18 protein-coding genes are annotated in these 19893 nt (G+C 44.1%); 3 read left to right on the top strand and 15 right to left on the bottom strand.

The annotated features are described in order from the left end of the window. Window positions 1-55: 55 nt before the first annotated feature. The 5 genes from fkpB to murJ form a co-directional block, all read right to left on the bottom strand. A complete protein-coding gene (gene fkpB / locus HRQ85_RS20465; protein ID WP_017062866.1) occupies window positions 56-487 on the bottom strand; it encodes an FKBP-type peptidyl-prolyl cis-trans isomerase in 432 nt (143 codons plus the stop codon). A gap of 149 nt (window positions 488-636) precedes the next feature. Then, entirely contained in the window at window positions 637-1137 is a 501-nt protein-coding gene (gene lspA, locus HRQ85_RS20460) for a signal peptidase II (protein ID WP_004735054.1), read from the bottom strand. A 157-nt stretch (window positions 1138-1294) separates the two neighbouring features. After that, window positions 1295-4153, bottom strand: coding sequence for an isoleucine--tRNA ligase (ileS, locus tag HRQ85_RS20455; RefSeq protein ID WP_048606798.1), 2859 nt, complete (start codon window positions 4151-4153; stop codon window positions 1295-1297). 63 nt (window positions 4154-4216) lie between these two features. Then, window positions 4217-5152 carry a bifunctional riboflavin kinase/FAD synthetase gene (gene ribF / locus HRQ85_RS20450; protein ID WP_017062867.1) on the bottom strand — a complete coding sequence of 312 codons (936 nt, stop codon included), beginning with the start codon at window positions 5150-5152 and terminating at the stop codon, window positions 4217-4219. A gap of 70 nt (window positions 5153-5222) precedes the next feature. After that, window positions 5223-6785 carry a murein biosynthesis integral membrane protein MurJ gene (murJ, locus tag HRQ85_RS20445; protein WP_032545655.1) on the bottom strand — a complete coding sequence of 521 codons (1563 nt, stop codon included), beginning with the start codon at window positions 6783-6785 and terminating at the stop codon, window positions 5223-5225. Window positions 6786-7036: 251 nt separating this feature from the next. On the opposite strand from murJ, the gene rpsT reads away from it, so the two are divergent. Beyond that, window positions 7037-7297: a 30S ribosomal protein S20 gene (gene rpsT, locus HRQ85_RS20440; protein WP_004739529.1), complete on the top strand. Its 261-nt coding sequence runs from the start codon at window positions 7037-7039 to the stop codon at window positions 7295-7297. A gap of 292 nt (window positions 7298-7589) precedes the next feature. On the opposite strand, the gene HRQ85_RS20435 is transcribed toward rpsT, so the two are convergent. Together HRQ85_RS20435 and nhaR are read right to left on the bottom strand one after the other, a co-directional pair. Then, window positions 7590-7883 carry an ArsR/SmtB family transcription factor gene (locus tag HRQ85_RS20435; RefSeq protein WP_004735028.1) on the bottom strand — a complete coding sequence of 98 codons (294 nt, stop codon included), beginning with the start codon at window positions 7881-7883 and terminating at the stop codon, window positions 7590-7592. 100 nt (window positions 7884-7983) lie between these two features. Further along, window positions 7984-8874: a transcriptional activator NhaR gene (gene nhaR, locus HRQ85_RS20430; protein ID WP_017062869.1), complete on the bottom strand. Its 891-nt coding sequence runs from the start codon at window positions 8872-8874 to the stop codon at window positions 7984-7986. A 389-nt stretch (window positions 8875-9263) separates the two neighbouring features. Here nhaR and HRQ85_RS20425 point away from each other — a divergent pair, with 389 nt between their 5' ends. Further along, window positions 9264-10409 (top strand): Na/Pi symporter, encoded by a 1146-nt coding sequence (locus HRQ85_RS20425; protein WP_050646294.1) that lies wholly within the window; start codon window positions 9264-9266, stop codon window positions 10407-10409. A gap of 191 nt (window positions 10410-10600) precedes the next feature. Here the strand turns inward: HRQ85_RS20425 and HRQ85_RS20420 are convergent, their stop codons facing one another. The 7 genes from HRQ85_RS20420 to rppH form a co-directional block, all read right to left on the bottom strand. After that, window positions 10601-11077, bottom strand: a complete 477-nt coding sequence (locus tag HRQ85_RS20420) for a hypothetical protein (protein ID WP_172380486.1) — start codon at window positions 11075-11077, stop codon at window positions 10601-10603. Window positions 11078-11294: 217 nt separating this feature from the next. Next, window positions 11295-12695 carry a winged helix-turn-helix domain-containing protein gene (locus HRQ85_RS20415; RefSeq protein ID WP_172380477.1) on the bottom strand — a complete coding sequence of 467 codons (1401 nt, stop codon included), beginning with the start codon at window positions 12693-12695 and terminating at the stop codon, window positions 11295-11297. Between the two features lie 124 nt (window positions 12696-12819). Next, window positions 12820-13671, bottom strand: a complete 852-nt coding sequence (locus HRQ85_RS20410) for a thymidylate synthase (protein ID WP_017056122.1) — start codon at window positions 13669-13671, stop codon at window positions 12820-12822. Window positions 13672-13680: 9 nt separating this feature from the next. Then, window positions 13681-14502, bottom strand: a complete 822-nt coding sequence (gene lgt / locus HRQ85_RS20405) for a prolipoprotein diacylglyceryl transferase (protein WP_017059338.1) — start codon at window positions 14500-14502, stop codon at window positions 13681-13683. A gap of 57 nt (window positions 14503-14559) precedes the next feature. Beyond that, window positions 14560-15351 (bottom strand): sulfite exporter TauE/SafE family protein, encoded by a 792-nt coding sequence (locus HRQ85_RS20400; protein WP_048606789.1) that lies wholly within the window; start codon window positions 15349-15351, stop codon window positions 14560-14562. A gap of 8 nt (window positions 15352-15359) precedes the next feature. Continuing rightward, on the bottom strand, window positions 15360-17609 hold the full coding sequence (gene ptsP, locus HRQ85_RS20395; RefSeq protein WP_050644343.1) for a phosphoenolpyruvate--protein phosphotransferase: 2250 nt from the start codon (window positions 17607-17609) through the stop codon (window positions 15360-15362). Between the two features lie 2 nt (window positions 17610-17611). Next, a complete protein-coding gene (gene rppH / locus HRQ85_RS20390) occupies window positions 17612-18130 on the bottom strand; it encodes an RNA pyrophosphohydrolase (protein WP_017059335.1) in 519 nt (172 codons plus the stop codon). A 615-nt stretch (window positions 18131-18745) separates the two neighbouring features. On the opposite strand from rppH, the gene mutH reads away from it, so the two are divergent. Then, window positions 18746-19411, top strand: a complete 666-nt coding sequence (mutH, locus tag HRQ85_RS20385) for a DNA mismatch repair endonuclease MutH (protein ID WP_253918872.1) — start codon at window positions 18746-18748, stop codon at window positions 19409-19411. A gap of 89 nt (window positions 19412-19500) precedes the next feature. On the opposite strand, the gene HRQ85_RS20380 is transcribed toward mutH, so the two are convergent. Then, entirely contained in the window at window positions 19501-19812 is a 312-nt protein-coding gene (locus HRQ85_RS20380) for a DUF6482 family protein (protein ID WP_004735016.1), read from the bottom strand. Between the last annotated feature and the right edge of the window lie 81 nt (window positions 19813-19893).

Here is a 19893-nt window from a genome sequence, read left to right as displayed (position 1 = left end):
AGCTCTGGGTTGTGTGTCACAGCTGTAAGGCAGTGCTATTCTAACGTTAAGAGCGTTATTCTACCGTTAAGATGTTGACGTCAAAGGTAACATCTTGACCAGCGAGTGGGTGATTAAAATCAACCGTCACTGAATCACCTGCGATCTCAGTAATAATACCTGGAATTTCCATACCGTCAGGACCTGAGAATGCCATGATAGTGCCCACTTCAACTTCAGAGTCACCAACAAACTTAGCACGATCCATATAGTGAATATGATCTGGGTTTGGCATACCAAACGCGTCTTCCGCTTTCAGTTCGATAGACTTTTCAGTGCCGGCTTCAAGTCCAAGTAAGCACGCTTCAAAGTTCTCACTTAGGCTGCCATCGCCCATGACGAACTTCGCTGGCTTGCCCATATTTTCCGTACTATCGGCAACTGAACCATCCTTCATTTTAATCGTAAAATGTAGAGTTACTGCTGAATCATTTTTAATTGCTGCCACGTTACTTTCCTTAGATTTCTTTATTATTTGAGAACGCAATTTGCTTCGCTCTCATATTACTTGCAGCATAAAAAAAAGCGCCGTCGGAATCAACCGACAGCGCTTAGGGCTATTCTATTCTGTGAGTCATAGACTGACTTTGAGGCAAGCTATTTGCTTTCGTCTTTCTTACGGAAACCATCTAAGATGATCATCGCAGCACCGATACAGATTCCCATATCCGCTAAGTTAAATGCAGGCCAGTGGTAAGTGCCCCAGTAGAAGTCTAAGTAATCGACAACAAAGCCATGTACGACTCGGTCAAACACATTACCTACTGCGCCACCAATGATGATCGCATAAGCAATGTTATTCCACTTCTCTGCTGCTGGTAGTTTGCTCATCCAGTACGTCAGCATACCTGTTACCGCAAATGCGATACCCGTAAATAACCAACGCTGCCAACCACTTTGATCACTCAAGAAGCTAAACGCTGCACCGTAGTTATGCACGTACAAAAAGTTAAAGAATGGCAGCACCTCAATACGGTTTGCCCAGCCGTAACCCATATTGTCCATGACAAAGAGTTTAATGCCGATATCAGCTAAGAAGACCAATAGAGCCAGCCATAACCAACGTACACCAGATTGTTTTAACGAAACTTCACTCATTTCTATTCCTAGTATTTACGAAGTTGGTATTCATTGTTAGTCACCTTACGTGATCTTGATTACCAACTTGGTTAAACACATTTCCTATAACTAAAAATAACCCCAGTTGATACTGGGGCTATGATTTTTACAAAAAGTTCAGTCTTTCTCTGAGTCGTTATGCGAACTTACGCACTTCGCCTTCACCGTCGATGTTCGACACACAACGACCACAAACTTTCTCGTGACCTTCGATAGTGCCTACATCTGGAGTGTGGTGCCAGCAACGGTCACACTTCTCAGCTTCAGTAGCCGCAACTTCAACGAATAGACCAGCAACGTCTGTCGCTTGCGCTGCATCAGACTTCTCGCTCAATGGCTTAACAACAGCTGCAGAAGTGATAAGTACGAAACGTAGCTCATCTTCTAGCTTGTTGATTTTAGCCGCTAGTGCATCGTCAGCGTATAGAGTAACTTCAGCTTGCAGTGCACCACCGATCGTTTTCTCTTTACGAGCATCTTCAAGAAGCTTATTCACTGCGCCACGAACAGACTGGATTTCAGTCCAGAATTCGTTGCTTAGCTCTTCGCCTTCAGCAAGACCAAATAGACCTTCGAACCATTCACCTGTGAATACGAACGTGTCGCGCTCACCTGGCATTTCATTCCAGATTTCATCTGCAGTGAACGACATGATAGGTGCCATCCAACGAACTAGAGCTTCTACGATGTAGTAAAGCGCCGTTTGACAGCTACGTTGAGCATGGCTGCCCTGCTTCGCTGTGTACTGACGGTCTTTAATTACGTCTAAGTAGAAAGAACCCATTTCAATAGAGCAGAACTGCATTAGACGTTGAGTCACACCGTGAGTGTTGTACTCGCCGTATGCTTTAACAATCTCTTCTTGTGCAGCTTGAGCACGGCCAACAGCCCAGCGATCAAGTGCAACCATCTCTTCAGCAGGTACTAGGTCAGTTTCAGGGTTGAAACCGTTCAAGTTCGCTAGGAAGAAACGAGCCGTGTTACGAATACGACGGTAAGCATCCGCTGAACGTTTCAGGATTTCATCAGAAACCGCAACTTCACCTGTGTAGTCTGTAGAAGCAACCCATAGACGCAGAATATCTGCACCTAGCTTGTTAGTTACGTCTTTAGGAGCAACAACGTTACCGATAGATTTAGACATCTTACGGCCGTTACCATCCACTACGAAACCGTGCGTTAGCACTTGCTTGTACGGTGCTTCGTCTTTCATCGCGATAGATGAAATTAGAGAAGACTGGAACCAGCCACGGTGTTGGTCTGAACCTTCAAGGTAAAGATCAGCACTGTGAGTACGCTCTTCGTTCGGGAAGTTGTACTCTTCACGAGAATCAACAACAGAGAAGTGCGTAACACCTGAGTCGAACCATACGTCTAGCGTATCCATTACTTTTTCGTACTTATCAGCGTCTTCTGCGCCCATAAGTTCAGCAGCGTCTACATCCCACCAAGCTTGAATGCCTTTCTCTTCAACTAGCTTCGCTACTTTTTCAATAAGCGCTGGGCTTTCTGGGTGAAGTTCTGCTGTTTCTTTATGAACGAACAGAGCAATTGGCACACCCCAAGTACGTTGACGAGAGATACACCACTCAGGGCGACCTTCAACCATACCTTCGATACGGCTTTGACCCCATTCAGGCAACCACTCAACACTCTTGATTGACTCTAGTGCTTTAGCACGCAGGCCAGCTTGATCCATAGAGATGAACCATTGTGGTGTTGCGCGGAAGATGATTGGAGTTTTGTGTCTCCAACAATGTGGGTAGCTGTGCTCGTAAGCGTGGTGATGCAGAAGTGCACCTTTCTCTTTTAGAACTTCTAAAACAGAGTCGTTCGCTTTGAATACGTGCTGACCAGCAAATAGCTCAGTATCTGGCAGGTAAACGCCGTTTGAACCAACTGGGTTAGCGATTTCTAGGTTGTACTTCTTACCAACCACGAAATCTTCTTGACCGTGGCCAGGCGCAGTGTGAACCACACCAGTACCTGAATCCGTTGTTACGTGATCGCCAAGAACTGCAGGAACAGTAAAGTCGTAGAACGGGTGGTTGAACTGAGAAAGCTCAAGATCAGCACCTGTAGCAAAACCAAGGTTATGGAAATGCTCGATACCTGCACGGTCCATTACGTCTTTTGCTAGATCAGAAGCAACAACGATACGTTGAGCAGGCTGGTCGCCATTCGCTTCAACTTGGATTAGTACGTATTCAAGATCATCACGTAGACATACTGCGCGGTTCGCCGGCAGAGTCCATGGTGTTGTTGTCCAGATAACGATAGAAATTTCGCCCTGACCCGCGTGACCTTCAGCTAGAGTGAATTTCTCTAGAAGCGCCGCTTCGTCAGCTGCTGTAAATTTCACATCGATAGATGGAGAAACTTTATCTTTATATTCAACTTCAGCTTCAGCCAGAGCAGAACCACAGTCAGTACACCAGTGAACTGGTTTGAAACCTTTAAGAAGGTGACCTTTATCTGCGATTTTGCCAAGAGAACGAATGATGTTCGCTTCTGTGCCGAAATCCATAGTGCGGTAAGGTTTGTCCCACTCGCCCATGATGCCAAGACGTTTGAAGCTCTCTTTCTGACCTTCAACTTGACCCGCAGCGTACTTACGACACTCTTCGCGGAATTCAGCAGCCGAAATCTTCTGACCAGGCTTACCTTTCTTCTTCTCAACCATTAGCTCGATTGGAAGACCGTGACAGTCCCAACCAGGGATGTACGGTGCATCAAAACCAGAAAGGGTCTTAGATTTGATAATAATGTCTTTAAGAATCTTATTCAGCGCGTGGCCAATGTGAATGTCGCCGTTCGCGTATGGAGGGCCATCATGCAGTACGAAAGATTTTTTACCTTTCTTTGCCTTACGGATTTCGCCGTAAAGATCTTCTTTGTACCAACGCTTCAGCATTTCTGGCTCACGATTTGCCAGATTGCCGCGCATTGGGAACCCTGTTTCTGGTAAGTTCAGGGTATCTTTATAATCACTCATCGATTCTTAATTCCGTTATATTGGGCGAAGTTAGACATTATGTTAATCGGTGGAATCATCCGATTAATTCTTTAGCTGAAGCAGCCACACCCTTGCGGCTTCAGCATCCAATTCTATTTGATTCTTTAGTGCGTCGAACGATTCAAATTTTATCTCGTCGCGCAGTTTGTGCAAAAGTCGTACTTCTAACTGTTTACCATATAAATTGGCTTTAAAGTCAAAAAAGTGCACTTCTAATTGCTGCCTTACCCCATTAACTGTTGGTCGTTGTCCAATATTAGCAACGCCACCGACAGGAACACCGTCGATATCCAAAGCTTCAACAACATACACTCCCGATACAGGAGAAACACAACGCTTTAATGGAATATTAGCGGTAGGGAAACCGATAGTTCTCCCTAGTTTTCGACCATGGGACACTCGACCACTAATACTGTAATCACGTCCTAACATGGTAGCACTTGCAGCCAAGTCATCGACCGCTAATGCATTTCGTATCTCAGTACTGCTTACTCGTAATTGGTTTAAGCAATAGCTTTGGGTGCTGACCACCTCAAAACCGTACTTCTCGCCCGCCTCTTTGAGCATAGCGAAATTGCCAGTGCGACCTTTACCAAAGCAAAAATCGTCACCAACCACCAAGAACTTCACACCAAGCTTATCAACCAAAAGATCCTTAATGAACGCTTCCGCGGATAAACTTGCAAAATACTGATTAAAATTAACACACAATAAGCGACTGATATCTAGCTTGCTCAGTTGCACGTATTTATCTCGTAAGCGAGTTAAACGTGCTGGCGCTCTATCTCGGGCAAACAGCTCCATAGGCTGCGGCTCAAACGTCATAACAACAGAAGGTAGCCCTAATGCTGCAGCTTGTTTAGAAACCTGACTCAGAACCTCTTGATGTCCTAAATGAACACCATCGAAGTTACCTATGGTTAATACACAGCCATGATGCTGCGCTTTAATATTGTGTATACCTCGGATCAGTTCCATTATGATCAGCTAAAACCTGTTATTTGCATCATTTATTGTGTGAAACCGACGGATTATATACTAATCAGTATTAATCTGTCGCTGCTTTTAAATGTTTTACTCGGATACCTAAAATCAGTACCGAAACAATATAAACAAAGCCACCAAGTCCAATCAAGCCTGTTAATGTCAGCGCTCTCTGGCTAAAGCTCCATTCAAGCCAATGTTGCATATTATCCAGCTGCCATAAAATAGCCGCTACCATCACCACACCTGAGATAATTAATTTGGCACTGAACAACAAGGTTGTCTTAGTTAATTGATACACACCCGCAAGGTGTAATCCTCGATATAACAACGCCATATTCACAAAGGCAGACAGTGCCGTCGCAATCGCCAAACCCACATAGCCATAGAAATAAGCGAAAATCGCGTTAAACACCATATTGGTCACCATAGCGATAATGCCGTACTTAACCGGTGTCTTAGTATCTTGGCGAGAGTAATAACCCGGAGCTAAAACTTTAATCAACATGAAGTTAAGCAAGCCTGATGCGTAAGCTACCAATGACATCGATGCCTGCTGTACATCGTGTGGAGAGAACTCACCGCGCATGAATAGCACCATTAGCATTGGTTTAGCTAAAACGATAAGACCTAACATCGCAGGAATACCAAGCAGCAAAACCATGCGCACGCCCCAGTCCATGGTATGCGCGAATCCTTCCCCTTGAGCATCTACGTGTTTACGAGATAAAGCAGGAAGAATCACAGTCGCAATCGCGATACCGAATAAACCGAGAGGAAATTCAAGCAGTCGGTCTGAGTAGTACAACCAACTGATAGAGCCTGTTGCGAGGAAGCTGGCAATAAAGGTATCAAACAATAAGTTGATTTGACTGACCGATACACCGAACAGAGCAGGGATCATTAATGTGCGGATCTTAACCACACCCGGATCTCGCCAACCCCACTTCGGCTTAACCAATACACCCGCTTTGATCAAGAAAGGCATTTGGAAAAGGAATTGGACTAAGCCACCAAGAAACACACCAATAGCTAAACCAATTTCTGGTTGTTCTAAATTAGGTGAGATAAACCATGCAGCGCCTATGATCATCACGTTCAAGAACACAGGCGTAAAAGAAGAGACCGCAAACTTACCTAATGTATTAAGAATGGCACCAGATAAAGCGACGAAGGTGATAAACCATAAATAAGGAAAGGTAATCTTGAGCATAAAGCTCGCTAGCTCAAATTTTGGCGCTGATGGGCCATCATTTAGCCAGTCGATAAACCAACCTGCCCCAAACATCGCGGTGATCACACCAGAGCCCAACACCCCGATAACGGTGACAATAGAAACTAAGACCCCGAGCGTACCCGACACCTTAGCAATTAAATCTCGTGTCTTATCTTTATCGCCTGCGGCGTGATATTCCGTTAATACAGGAACAAACGCTTGAGAAAACGCACCTTCTGCAAAAAGTCGACGTAAGAAATTAGGAATTTTATTAGCGAAGAAAAATACGTCGGCACTCGCTCCTGCCCCCATCAAATTTGCTACTACTACATCACGTACTAGCCCCAATACACGGGAAACAAAAGTCATTGCGCTGACAATCAGGCCTGACTTTAATAGTCGTTTACTCACAGAAACCTCTGACACTGGTTGATTACTTTCAAGCGAGGATAAATACTATCCTGTCCTAAGAAGCATATTTATTAGCATTGGTCTAAAAATGCTGTTAGAATCCCCGCCATCTTAACCGCGATGACCTTTCCATACCAAAGTTTGTTTGGCTACGATTGGTTTTTGCACAAATCATTTGACAATTAAGCGCTAATGAGGGATAGTCCTCGCCCTTAAATTGTCACCGAACTAAGTTTTTGGGAGTTAGACCCTTGGCAAACAGTAAATCTGCTAAGAAGCGCGCTATCCAAGCTGAGAAACGTCGCCAGCACAATGCTAGCCGTCGTTCTATGATGCGCACTTACATGAAAAAGACTATCGCAGCTATCGCAGCTGGTGATAAAGAAGCTGCAACTGCTGCTCTTGTAGAAGTTACACCACTTCTTGACCGTATGGCGACTAAAGGCCTTATTCATAAGAATAAAGCTGCACGTCATAAGTCTCGTTTCGCTGCTGCAATCAAAGCTCTTTAATAGAAATTTGATTACAACGCAAAACGAAAAAAACCGGCCTAGGCCGGTTTTTTTATATCTAAATTTTGAGTAACGCTTTTATTTTACGTGCTAACAGCCGTTTTGCTTACCGATAGACAGTTAAACCGATAGATAAAACAAACAATCAGGAAAATAAATAGAGAAGTAAATTGGTACGTAGGTAGATAGGTAGATAGGTAGATAGGTAAACATTAACGTTCAATGTGAAATGCTAACACTTCCTTGTGTCATTCTATCGCTGATAAGAAATCCCCCTCCCACCAGCAATAAGCTACTTGCAGTAAATACCATGCAGTAGGTTAATCATCGCTTTTACTTCTTCACTACTCAATGTGTAATACACAGTTTGAGCTTCTTTGCGAGTTTCGACCAAACCATCTCTTCTCAACCAAGCAAGATGTTGAGATAAAGCAGACTGACTCAGTTCCAACTTGCCACACAGCTCCCCAACCGACAGTTCAGTACCATGTAATAGGCACAAAATCTGTAAGCGACGCTCGTTAGCCATGGCTTTGAGTAGAATCACAGCTTGTGCTGAGTTCTTCTCCATCTCTTTTAAGTTCATAGTTTGGCTCCCTACAACCTTTACGCCAACTACGGGCTATCAGTATTTCCGGCATATGGTGGAGCTATGATAATCGATATCAATTCATTAACAAACTAACTCATTCGAACAATTTGCTAAAATCTGCGTCACATACGTTTTTTACTGCTGGATGTTGGATCATCCTCTCAGCAAATATGACGTAGTACTCCTCTTTTAACTCTTCAATACCGCCTAATAGTTGCAGTGATGTGTCGTCTTCCACTTCAGACATATAAAGCGTCGGAGCTAAGAATATTGCGTCATGATGATAACGAGCAAAAGCCTTCATCAATGCGGCATCATCAAACTCACCTAAAATATCTGGCTTAAGCCCTTGTCTATCGAACCATTGCAGCACTTTACGCCCCATTGAGGTTCGGCTACCAGGGATCAAAAGCTTTCTTTGCTCCAATACAGCAGGGAAATTAACCCCTTCAACCTGACCTGAACTAAAAAAACTCATTCCACTCTCACCCAACTTTTTACTGAACAAGCCCGGACTTTGACTAGAGTCCACCGGACAGTCAGACAAAATCATATCGAGCTTATGTTGAGAGAGTTGCTCAAGTAGCATTTCATGGGTCGATTCAAAGCAGCGTAAATGAATGCTGTTATCTGGAGGGATGGTCGACATCAGTATCTTACTGACGAGTCTTTTAGAGAGCGCATCCGCGACGCCAACATCAAACAGAATATTGGAGTGCTGGCTGTAATTCACGATATCCAGCATCTCGTAACTCAGGCCAAACATACGATCGGCATATTTAAAGACCAGTTGCCCAAGCTCTGTAGGCTCCACACTTCGGCCATTACGCTTGGTCAACTTGCCATCCATGCGCTCTTCCAAGGCTTTTATCTGCCCCGTTACCGTTTGTGGTGTTAGAAATAGGGCTTCTGCAGCTTTAGTAACAGAGCCTTGCTTGCAAACCATCCAGAAGTAATACAGATGGTTGTAGTTGAGATGCGACATAGATGTGCCGTAATAAAAGAGTAGATACCCTTTTATATCAAATATGACACCGCCACTCAATAAACTCGGAAAAACCTAAATAAACATAGATTTATCACTTATTTTTTCGAAGTGTCTGATTTCATAATGTAATATTTCAGCGATTATTTTCAATTTTTCTCTAACTTTTAAGATCTATATCACCTATAGAATTACCGTTAAAAATCAAATAAAAACAACAACTTAAAATAACCACATTAGCTCTAGGAATATTTAAAGAGTAAATCATCACAAAAAAGTCCGACCTAAACCAAAATGTAATATTACTGAAATATTTCCCCTCTAACATCACGCTCAGATTAAACAAACAGACCAAACACAGACTTAAACGGTCCAATGGAGAAAACATTATGAACCAAGCTACTACTGCAGCAGCGCCTATCTCGAGCACTACTCGTTGGCTACGCTGGGCTAACTTGGCATTCATGCTTTACCTACTATTACTTTCAGTTTCAATGGTTGGTACAGGCTTCAAATGGGCAACAGGCGAGCAAGCAAAGGTTCTTTTCGAATTTGCTTCACACCCAGTTGCAGGCTTAATGATTGGTTTAGTAGCAACAGCGCTTATTCAATCATCAAGTACAGTTACTTCAATTATCGTTGGCCTTGTGGCAGGTGGTTTACCTGTTGAGCTAGCTATTCCTATGATCATGGGTGCTAACATTGGTACTACGGTAACCAATACGCTAGTTAGCCTTGGTCACGTTCGTTGTAAAGAAGAGTTCAAACGTGCATTCGCAAGTGCGACAATCCACGACTTCTTTAACCTATTAGCCGTTGCTATCTTCCTTCCACTAGAGATGGCGTTTGGTATTCTAGAGAAGATTTCTCACTGGTTGGTATCTCCGATGCTAGCAACAGGTGATATGAGCATGGGTGGTCTTAACTTCATCAAGCCAATCACTAAACCAGTAGTAAGTGCGATTAAAGAGCCTCTATCAACATTTGGCGACACTGTTGGCGGCATCATGCTTATCGCTCTAGGTATCGCAACTATCTTCGTAGCTATCACTGTAATGGGTAAGCTGATGAAGAGCCTGATGGTTGGTCGTGCTCGTGAGATTCTAAAGAACGCAATCGGTCGTGGTCCAATCCACGGTATCGCTTCTGGCTCTATCGTTACTATCCTTGTTCAGTCTTCTTCTACGACAACAAGCTTGATGGTTCCACTAGTAGGTTCAGGTGTTCTTAAAGTACGTGACGTTTACCCATTCACTCTGGGTGCAAACATCGGTACATGTATTACGGCTCTACTTGCAGCGACAGCAGTGTCTGGTGAGTTCGCAGTATTCGCACTACAAATTGCTCTAGTACACTTGGTGTTCAACATCATGGCAACGGTATTCATCTTCGGTATCCCGTTCCTACGTGAACTTCCAGTTAAAGCGGCAGACATGATTTCAGACATGGCTGTGAAGAACAAAGCTGTAGTGGCTGGTTACCTTGTTGCGGTATTCCTTGTACTGCCTGGTAGCGTGTTAGCTCTTACCGCTTAATAGCAAAATAAACATCGCTTATAACAAAGCCCGCAACCTCCTAGGTTGCGGGCTTTTTCTTTTTAAGAGCAGATACGGGATTCGGGTAAACGAGTAACGAAAAGCAACTGCCTCTCATTATCTGCGTTTGATATTCAGTATCTCACTGACTCAAATCTAAAAACGCTCTTCGTATCTCGCATCTAGCTACCCTACTTACCTTGCTCATTGCGCAGGTACATAATGGCAACCATGCCAAAGCCGATAAATTGCCATAGATACTGTCCGTCGCTTGCGCCAGTGATAGTTTGAGTGAAAGCCATACAAGCCGTCACAAACAGAGAAGCGAATGCGGCATAGAGCAACCACGGACGCTCTTTGCCCACCATGAACTCACCTGCAAGCACTGAACGAAGAACCAATAAAAACGGCACACATTGCAAAGCAATCAGAATCGGGAACATAAAATCGAACGTTGGGCTCAGCAGAGCATGACCGATTTGGCTCTTATCCCAAGTGCCAACAATGTAACCTTTCCAACCAGCCCAAGTGTCTCCCGCATAAGCGGTCTGAGGCGTAATGAAGCCAAGTAACACGCCCATCACTTTATCGATAAAGCCATTTTTGAACCAAAAGACGAATATGAAGACCTGAATTGGAATGATCTGAAAAGCAAACTTCTTCAACATGTGTGTACCCCAAATAATGAATGATTTGGTGACCAGTATGTGGAAGTCGATGTTTTTACGCTTGATGCAAGGCAATCGAGCCTGAGTCCAAACAATAATCAAACATATTGAGAAGCCTGTTGGTACAAGGACACCTTGCGGAAGTACCGGAGCCATTAGCGCTCACGAAACACCCTCGCTTAAAAACGTATTTCGAGGTTTAGGAAAGGTTTGTTTTTTATAAAGATTCAATAAGATCAAACAGTTGACCGTCATGCTCTTTTTTCACTTCGGTATAACGTTGATAATTGTATTGCGAACCTTTTGGGTTGTCCGACAGCTTGTCAGCCACACTGAGTAGATAAAAACTGATTGGGCTCGGTGTACTTTCGGCCGCATAAAAAAGGTAAGGGAAAGCTTGATTGGCATGTTGGTTGATTAACAGTGCAAGACCCAAGGTAAGATTAGCGATGTCACAACGTGGGTTCATCTCGAAGGCTTGCTTTGCCAGCTGCAGTGCATGTTCGCGATCTTCTTGCTCATGGCTTTGCAAATAAGCCAAAGATTCCGAATATGACAGTAACGCATTGACCAGATAATTATCTCGCCCTTGTTGTTGAATCGTATCCAACTGAAGTGCTATTTCCTCAAATGGCTGACCACCTTTACCTTGGTAGAACAACGATATCCCCTCAGAAATAACACTCCAATCATCGTAATTATCAATAGAGGTCACTCGATGACTTGCCACGCCGTATTCTGAGCTCATTGGAGCAATAATGGCTTTGATCTCGAGAATCACATCCCCAATGGCATCGAAGAAATTATCTTGGCTAAAGGTCTTTTCCACTTTCTGACTTTGGTTGGGTTGGCGGTTGTTTTGTACAAGCACGCTCAACACATAATCACCACCCTTTTGCTTAAGCCAACCTTTGAGCTCGACACCATTGTTGGCCAGTGATTGCTTGCCCTGCTTCGATAGCTGAGAAAAGTGGTAACCCGATAAGTTTTTTGCCGAGTTCAGCCCGTAGAAAAGATAGTTATAAACGCTTTCTGACATCTCATAATCGTTCGCAGAATCGAGTGTTATGTCATGGATATAAACAGGAATCACATCACTTTGATTAGCAGAAATAACAGCTGTGTCATCGGTTGGGACATCGGTTTGCCACGCCCAAGTTGCTATTAAGCCAACAGAGAATACTGCGGTTGTAATCAGGGCGATGGTTTTCTTTTTCGACTTAGCAACAAAAGGTTTAGGTTCAGATTCAGGTAGAGAGGCGCCCTCAACGGGAGTTGGTTCGACGCTCGGCTGAGTCACCTCAACATTGAACAGGTAACCTTGCTTAGGAATGGTCTGAATAATCCGATACGGACGTGATTTATCCTGAAGCTGACTGCGCAGTAAGCTAATGACCTGTCTGACCAAGTTGTCAGACACTTGAGTTCTTTGCCACACATCCGCGGCTATCTGTTGAGTGCTAACCACTTGCCCGCGATTTTCGATGAAATAGCAGAGCAACTTTGCCTGCAATGGCTCTAAATGAATCGCTTCGCTATCCACCACCAACTGATTTTTATCAGGGTAGAAAGCAATAGGAAAATCGTGTTGCAGTACAAAGCAATGCGAGCGAGTCATAGTAGTTCTGTAGTTAGAAAAGACCACTCAAGATTATTGGTTTTACAAATAGTAAGCAAGCCAAGCATAACAAATAAAAAAGGCTGCACAGAGGCAGCCTTTCAATCAAACAAAGCGAGTGAGATTAAACCGAGAATGGGTACTTAATCGCTTCGTGGCATTCGTAACCTTCAACCCAGAAGTCATCCATCGTTACCCATGTCTCCAAATCTTCTAGAGACTTAATCTCAGGATTGATGTGGAATGTTGGGCCAGCTAACGGCTCACGCTTTAACTGGATATCACGCATGGGTGCGAGTTGATCTTCGTAGATATGAGCATTCACAAGCTTATGGTAAGCCACACCCGCTTTTTTACCCGTGATTTGCGCCATGATAGCTAAGAAGACATACACTTGAACCATGTTGAAGTTCAGGCCTAGTGGTACATCACAAGAGCGCTGAGTGCTGTTTAGGTACAGAGTATCACCAAGTAGTGAGAAGTGATGGCTGTACATACACGGACGCAAACATCCCATGTGGAACTCACCTGGGTTATAGAAGTTTAAGATCTCGCCACGGTCATCAATACCGTTCGTTAGATCATCAACAATCTTCTTCAGTTGGTCGATATGACCGCCGTCAGGTTTTGCCCATGCACGTCCTTGAACGCCATAAACACGGCCCATGTCATCTTCACCCTTGCGGTAAGGATTATTCAGCCATGCTTCGTTCAGGTTCGAGTTCGCATCCCAAGTTTTAGTCCCTAGCTTACGAAAATCTTCAGCATTGTCGTAACCACGGATATAGCCAAGCAGTTCAGCAACTGCGGCTTTCCAAAAGCTCTTACGCGTTGTTACCAGTGGGAATTGGTTATTACCAACATCATATTCAAGGTCAGCATTGATCACGGTTAGGCAGCGCTTGCCCGTGCGTTCATTTTCAATCCAAGTACCGTCATCAACGATACGCTGACAGAGATCTAAATACTGTTTCACACCAATTCCTTACTTCGTTTGTTGTGGTAATTCGTCTTTGTAGTGACCACGCTTGTATGCCCACACCATCATCAGCACACCGATGATAACCATTGGCAGTGACAAAATTTGCCCCATAGAGATAAATCCACCGAACAAACCTAGGTGAGCATCAGGTTCACGTACGTATTCTACTAAGAAGCGGAATGTACCATATCCAGCTAGGAATAACCCTGATACAGAACCAAGAGGACGCGGCTTTTTGATAAACCAGTTCAAGATGAAGAACAGTACAATACCTTCAAGCGCCATCTCGTAAAGTTGAGATGGGTGACGAGGAAGTGGACCACCGTTAGGGAACACAATCGCCCATGGCACATCAGTCACACGGCCCCAAAGCTCGCTGTTCATGAAGTTACCTAAGCGTCCCATGCCTAAACCAAATGGCACCAATGGTGCAATCATGTCTGCCACACCAAAGAAGGTTCGACCGTTCTTTTTGGCATACCAAAACATGGCAGTAATAACACCAAGCAAGCCACCGTGGAAAGACATACCGCCAGTCCATACCTTAAATAGGTACAGTGGGTCTGCTAGGAAAAGATCAAAGTTGTAGAAAAGTACGTAGCCAATACGACCACCCAGCACCACACCTAGAAAGCCAGCAAACAGTAAGTCTGATACTTGCTCTCGAGTCCAACCGCTGCCCGGTTGATCAGCTCGGCGATTTGCTAACCAAAGAGCAAACATAAAACCGACAAGGTACATTAGGCCGTACCAACGAACTGAGATTGGTCCTAGTTCAATAAGAACAGGATCGATATTTGGGAATTCGATAAAACCCTGAGACATACTTGGCTCTCTATCTAAATTGATTAACGGTTAGCTCAATGGCTAACAGAAAAGACACTACAGCAGCATTGTGGCTGCTATAAACATTAAAAATACCGCAAAGAATTTCTTCAGCACAGGGGTTGGCAATTGAGTGGCCAGTTTCGCACCTACTCGAGTGGTCAAAACTGAGGTACAAGATATCGCGATCAAAGCCGGCAGATAAACATAACCTAAGCTATACGCAGGAAGATCATCGACAGAAGATCCATGCCAAATGAAACCTAGCATTCCCGAAATCGCGATAACACAACCGCATACCGAAGACGAGCCGACGGCTTTACGCATTTCCACACCGTGATGGTTAAGGAAAGGTACCGATAAAGACCCACCGCCAATGCCCGCTAAGCTTGATACCAAACCAATCCCGCCACCACACAGCACGGTTTTAGCTGAACCCGGCATCGATTTTTGGCTCTTGGAGCGAATCGACAACAGCATTTGCAACGCCAACACCAAAACAATCACACCAAAGACTTTTGGTAAGTATTGAGCTGGGATTACATCGGCCACGAAAGAACCGAGGAAGCCACCTATCACCACACCTGGCATCAACCATTTAACGACAAATATCTCTACGTTACCCAATTTTAGATGGTTAATCGCAGACGATCCTGACGTAACGATGATGGTTGATAGCGAAGTAGCCAATGCCATTTGCATCGCAAACTCTTGAGGGATACCCGCTTTAGGAAGCAAAAACAGTAAGGCAGGAACCACCAGCAAACCACCACCAATGCCTAGCAAGCCAGCTAAAACACCAACAATAGCACCAAGGCCTGCTAACAAGCCTATCAGTTCATATGACACGTTAAATCCTATTTTTTACCTGCTCGAATGAAGCCTGTAAATTCACGCTCTTCGAAATAGTTCAGCATCATACTATAGATGTCACTACCATACGGTTTTGAAAGTGCCTTATTTGCCAAATCCTGTAATTCAGCCAAGTTCGATTGACGAATCAAATATTTGGTCCTTGCGACATTCGAGGTATTCATACTTAGCGTCTCATACCCCAATCCAATCAATAGCAGCGCGCCCATCGGGTCACCGGCTAACTCGCCACAAATACACACAGGTAATTGATATTGCTTACAAGTATCATGAATTTGTTTTAATGCCATGATCACCGCAGGGTGCATTGATTCATAGACATCGGATACTCGTGAATTGTTCCGATCAACCGCTAATAAATATTGGGTTAAGTCGTTGGTACCGACTGAAACGAAGTCGACCTTATCCGCAATCAGCGGCAGTATGTACAGCATGGATGGCACTTCAATCATGATACCAACGCGAGGCATACGCACTCGGTTATCAAGCTCATGCACTTCGTCATACGCTTGTTCAATCAGCTGTAGCGCGTCATCCAACTCCTGAGCACCAGAGATCATCGGCAACAAAATACTCAAGTTATGGCTTTCACAACTCGCACGTAGCATGGCTCGTAACTGAATAATAAAGATGTCAGGATGATCGAGCGTAAAACGAATACCACGCCAACCAAGGAATGGATTGTCCTCTTCGATAGGAAAATACGGTAAGGCCTTATCACCACCGATATCGAGTGTACGCATCACCACTTGTTTCTCTGGGTAGCTTGCCAGCACAGAACGATACTGCTTGAATTGTTCATCCTCTGACGGGAATCTTTGCTGCAACAAGAAAGAGATTTCAGTTCGATACAGCCCTACTCCATCAACACCTTGGTTGATAGCGATGTTAGTGTCTGCACTCAAGCCCGCATTAAGCAGGATCTCGACTTGCTTGTCGTCTTGGGTTTTTGCCGGAAGGTACAGCTCGCGATTGACCATAGAGGAGAGCTCACTCTCTTCTAGAATCAGCCCACGATACTCTTTGAGCAGGCTTTTAGTCGGCTCAATAAAGATCTCACCGCTATACCCATCAACAATCGCTCGCTTACCATTAGCTTGAGCTAAGTTAAGATTTACCCCCATGACGGAAGGTATGCCAAGCGCTCGAGATAAAATTGCTGCGTGCGAGTTCGCCGCCCCTTCCAAAGAAATAACCGCCAAGAGCTTTTCTTTTGGAATAGACGCTAATACCGAAGCGGTTAACTCACGAACCACTAGGATAATCGGCTTATCTAACGTGCGAAGTTCATGTTCAGAGTTGTGGAGGAAATAGAGCAGCCTTTGTCCGAGCTCTCGGATATCTTGTGCTCTCTCACGAAGATACACATCGGACATACGAGCAAAGCGATTAGAATAACTCTCTACAACCTGCCTTAATGCCCAATCGGCTTTATCGCCTTTCTGGATTTGGCTTTTTAGATCCTTACGCAACATTGGATCGTTGAGTAAGTGAGTAAACAGGTCAAAGATCGCCAGCGCGTCTTTATTGATTTCGCTATCTAAACGCTTTCGCATACGCTTAAAGTCATTGAGGGCATTTTCAACCGCTACCGCCAACAACTCATGCTCTCTCTCTACATTGAGCGTAGAAGCAGGATAAACATCGGTGAGTTCAGGCTGAGTGTTGTCCCACCATAAGTCACCAATCGCCACACCCGATGAAGCTGCAATACCTTTAGTCGCCGGTAGCTTCTGTTGTTCTAACAGCCAATGGCCTTGAGTTTGGGCGTGCGCCACAATAACGGCAAGTTGTGCAGAGAGCGTGACAAGGAAGGATTCTTCCATCTCACTAAATAAACGCGGGGTCTTCTGTTGAATGACCAATACACCGAGCACTTGCTTGCGGTGGATAATCGGAGTACCGAGAAAAGAGTGATAGACGTTTTCTCCAAGCTCTGGAAAAAACTTATAAGCAGGGTGAGCAGACGCTTGTGCAAGGTTGATAGGTTCAGCACTTCTTTTAACAAGGCCAACCAGACCTTCATCAAAACCAATGTGAATGCTGTTGCCTTTGAAGATCAGGCCTTGAGTTGCCATCAACTCAAGGCGCTGCATATCATTATTTGCCAAATACACGGTGCAACATTCCGTCTGCATCGCACTGCATGTCTCTTTAACCAAAATATCAAGAGCCGTCGACACATCTTCAACTCTTGATACGTGTTCAACTATTTCCCTTAGTTGACTGAGCATGCTTAACCTCTACGCAATTTGCGCTTTCCTTTTATTTTTCGCTCTTTAAACGGCATTGCTAAAGATGCGAACTCTTTCATCGCTCGACGGTAAACATCTCGCTTGAAAGAAACAACTTGTCGAACTGGGTACCAGTAACTCACCCAACGCCAACCATCAAACTCAGGTGTACTTCCACGCTGCATGTTGATATGCGATTCATCGCAATCTAAGCGCAAAAGGAACCACTTCTGTTTTTGTCCAATACAGACAGGTTTAGAATCCCACCGAACCAGTCGTTTGGGTAGCTTGTAGCGTAACCAATGACGACTTGTCGCGACGATCTTTACATCCTTTTTAGTAAGGCCAACCTCTTCATACAACTCGCGGTACATTGCTTGTTCCGGAGTCTCACCTTCATCTATTCCCCCTTGAGGGAATTGCCATGAATGTTGCCCGTATCGTTTAGCCCAGAAGACCTGACCATGGTTGTTACAGATTACAATACCAACATTTAATCGGTAACCATCGCCATCTATCACTGGCCAACCTCTATCTAAATTTTTAATTACTCTGATTTTTCCACATATCCCCAATCGGAGCAAACTTAGTGACGTGATAAGCGCTATATTTATGAATAATAACTAAAGATATGGATAAGTTTTGCTCAAATTCTAGTTACCCACACAATAGTGAGACATAGACCACATTTATTCACCTTTTCTGTGAATAACTATGTGAAGAATTACCCGCAATCGTTTTTTTAATCCATAGATTCATCAACACAAAAAACGACAAATCAATAAAATTTAATTTATCTTCATATAAATCAACCAATTAAAATAATATCTTAGTTTTAAAAAACATTGGAAATGTAAAAGATCTTTCAGAAATTCGACATGGTTAAAGATCAACCACTCCGATGTTTATCCACACTACCAAGTGAAAGATTCATTTTGAACCCCATTTGGCAAGCATTTTATCCACCATAAACCCCTGTTTATTTATCCACTAAATTAATATTTCAATTAATTACCTTTATGTCCTGTGGATAACCCTGAGTTTGATCCCTTTTCTCGCAAGGAGATCATTTCTTAACCAGTCGTCATTTGGTGATAACTTCTGATAAAATCGTTTTTTTGATCATACCTTTTATTATGAAACCAGAACCACAAACACAACAAGAGCTGTTAGAGCGCGCGTATGCCATCGCCGGAATGACCTTTAAAGAACTCGCCGACGAAGCCGAGATGCGGATGCCAAACGACCTTAAGCGTGATAAAGGCTGGGTTGGGCAGTTATTGGAATGGCACTTGGGTGCACCTGCAGGCAGCAAGCCAGAACAAGATTTTGCCAAGCTAGGGATCGAGCTAAAAAGTATTCCGATTGGCTATTCTGGCAAGCCACTCGAAACCACCTTTGTGTGTGTCGCGCCTTTGATGGGTGTGCAAGGCATAACTTGGGAAACCAGCCACGTTCGAAACAAGCTGTCTAAGGTGTTGTGGATCCCTGTCGAGGGAGAAAGAGAGATCCCGTTAGCAGAGAGGCATGTAGGATCCCCTTTATTATGGACACCTAGCCAAGCTGAAGACGAACTCTTGAAAAGAGATTGGGAAGAACTAATGGAATTGATCGTGTTAGGCAATGTTGAGCAAATAACTGCAAGACACGGTGAAGCACTGCATTTACGTCCAAAAGCTGCCAACAGTCGAGTGTTAACCGAAGCTTACGATGCAAGTGGAAAACCTATCAAAACTAAACCACGTGGTTTCTATCTACGAACTCAATTCACCCACAAATTGCTGACAACACATTACGCATAGATCGTTTAATCGAGCCTCGGTAGCGAAAACTATCAATGCGTTACAAAAGAGCCTGTAATTAGAATCAATCTCTAGCAACAAACGCTCTCTTAATGAGGTTTAAGCGCCAGTTCAATGTCACAGTAGCTTTGGCTTGGCTCATTACCAAACTCATCATACGCGTTATGTAGGCGAAGATACGCTTTTTCAAAGCCGAGCCGGAGTAACTCCTCTTTCACTTGATCCAAGGATCCAAAGTGAAGCGGCTCGCCGTCTTGCTTTACCGGTTCTAGCTTGTGTTTGTACTCCACCGCCAGTAGATATTCTGAGATATCAGAACAGCCTATAACGTACACTTTTGGAGTTTGATAAGAGTCTTTATGCTCTCCATGTAACCACATGTCTAATTGATGCTTCTGCATAGCCAGCCTCCCTTGCTCTATAAAGCTTAGTAGAACTCTTTTCCTTTACTAGAGAACAACTTAAAAAAGCATAGATAACGG

The organism is Vibrio sp. Vb339, assembly GCF_902751245.1.
Taxonomy (GTDB): domain Bacteria; phylum Pseudomonadota; class Gammaproteobacteria; order Enterobacterales; family Vibrionaceae; genus Vibrio; species Vibrio coralliirubri.
Note: the sequence above shows the minus strand (reverse complement) of the source record. Positions and strands in the feature narration are given on the sequence as shown.

Coding starts and splice junctions, on each gene's coding strand:
- HRQ85_RS20435 (WP_004735028.1), bottom strand. CDS start 7,883: ATGAACTTAAAAGAGATGGAGAAGAACTCAGCACAAGCTGTGATTCTA.
- HRQ85_RS20415 (WP_172380477.1), bottom strand. CDS start 12,695: ATGACTCGCTCGCATTGCTTTGTACTGCAACACGATTTTCCTATTGCT.
- mutH (WP_253918872.1), top strand. CDS start 18,746: ATGAAACCAGAACCACAAACACAACAAGAGCTGTTAGAGCGCGCGTAT.
- ptsP (WP_050644343.1), bottom strand. CDS start 17,609: ATGCTCAGTCAACTAAGGGAAATAGTTGAACACGTATCAAGAGTTGAA.
- nhaR (WP_017062869.1), bottom strand. CDS start 8,874: ATGTCGCATCTCAACTACAACCATCTGTATTACTTCTGGATGGTTTGC.
- HRQ85_RS20425 (WP_050646294.1), top strand. CDS start 9,264: ATGAACCAAGCTACTACTGCAGCAGCGCCTATCTCGAGCACTACTCGT.
- lgt (WP_017059338.1), bottom strand. CDS start 14,502: ATGTCTCAGGGTTTTATCGAATTCCCAAATATCGATCCTGTTCTTATT.
- HRQ85_RS20420 (WP_172380486.1), bottom strand. CDS start 11,077: ATGTTGAAGAAGTTTGCTTTTCAGATCATTCCAATTCAGGTCTTCATA.
- lspA (WP_004735054.1), bottom strand. CDS start 1,137: ATGAGTGAAGTTTCGTTAAAACAATCTGGTGTACGTTGGTTATGGCTG.
- ileS (WP_048606798.1), bottom strand. CDS start 4,153: ATGAGTGATTATAAAGATACCCTGAACTTACCAGAAACAGGGTTCCCA.
- ribF (WP_017062867.1), bottom strand. CDS start 5,152: ATGGAACTGATCCGAGGTATACACAATATTAAAGCGCAGCATCATGGC.
- HRQ85_RS20380 (WP_004735016.1), bottom strand. CDS start 19,812: ATGCAGAAGCATCAATTAGACATGTGGTTACATGGAGAGCATAAAGAC.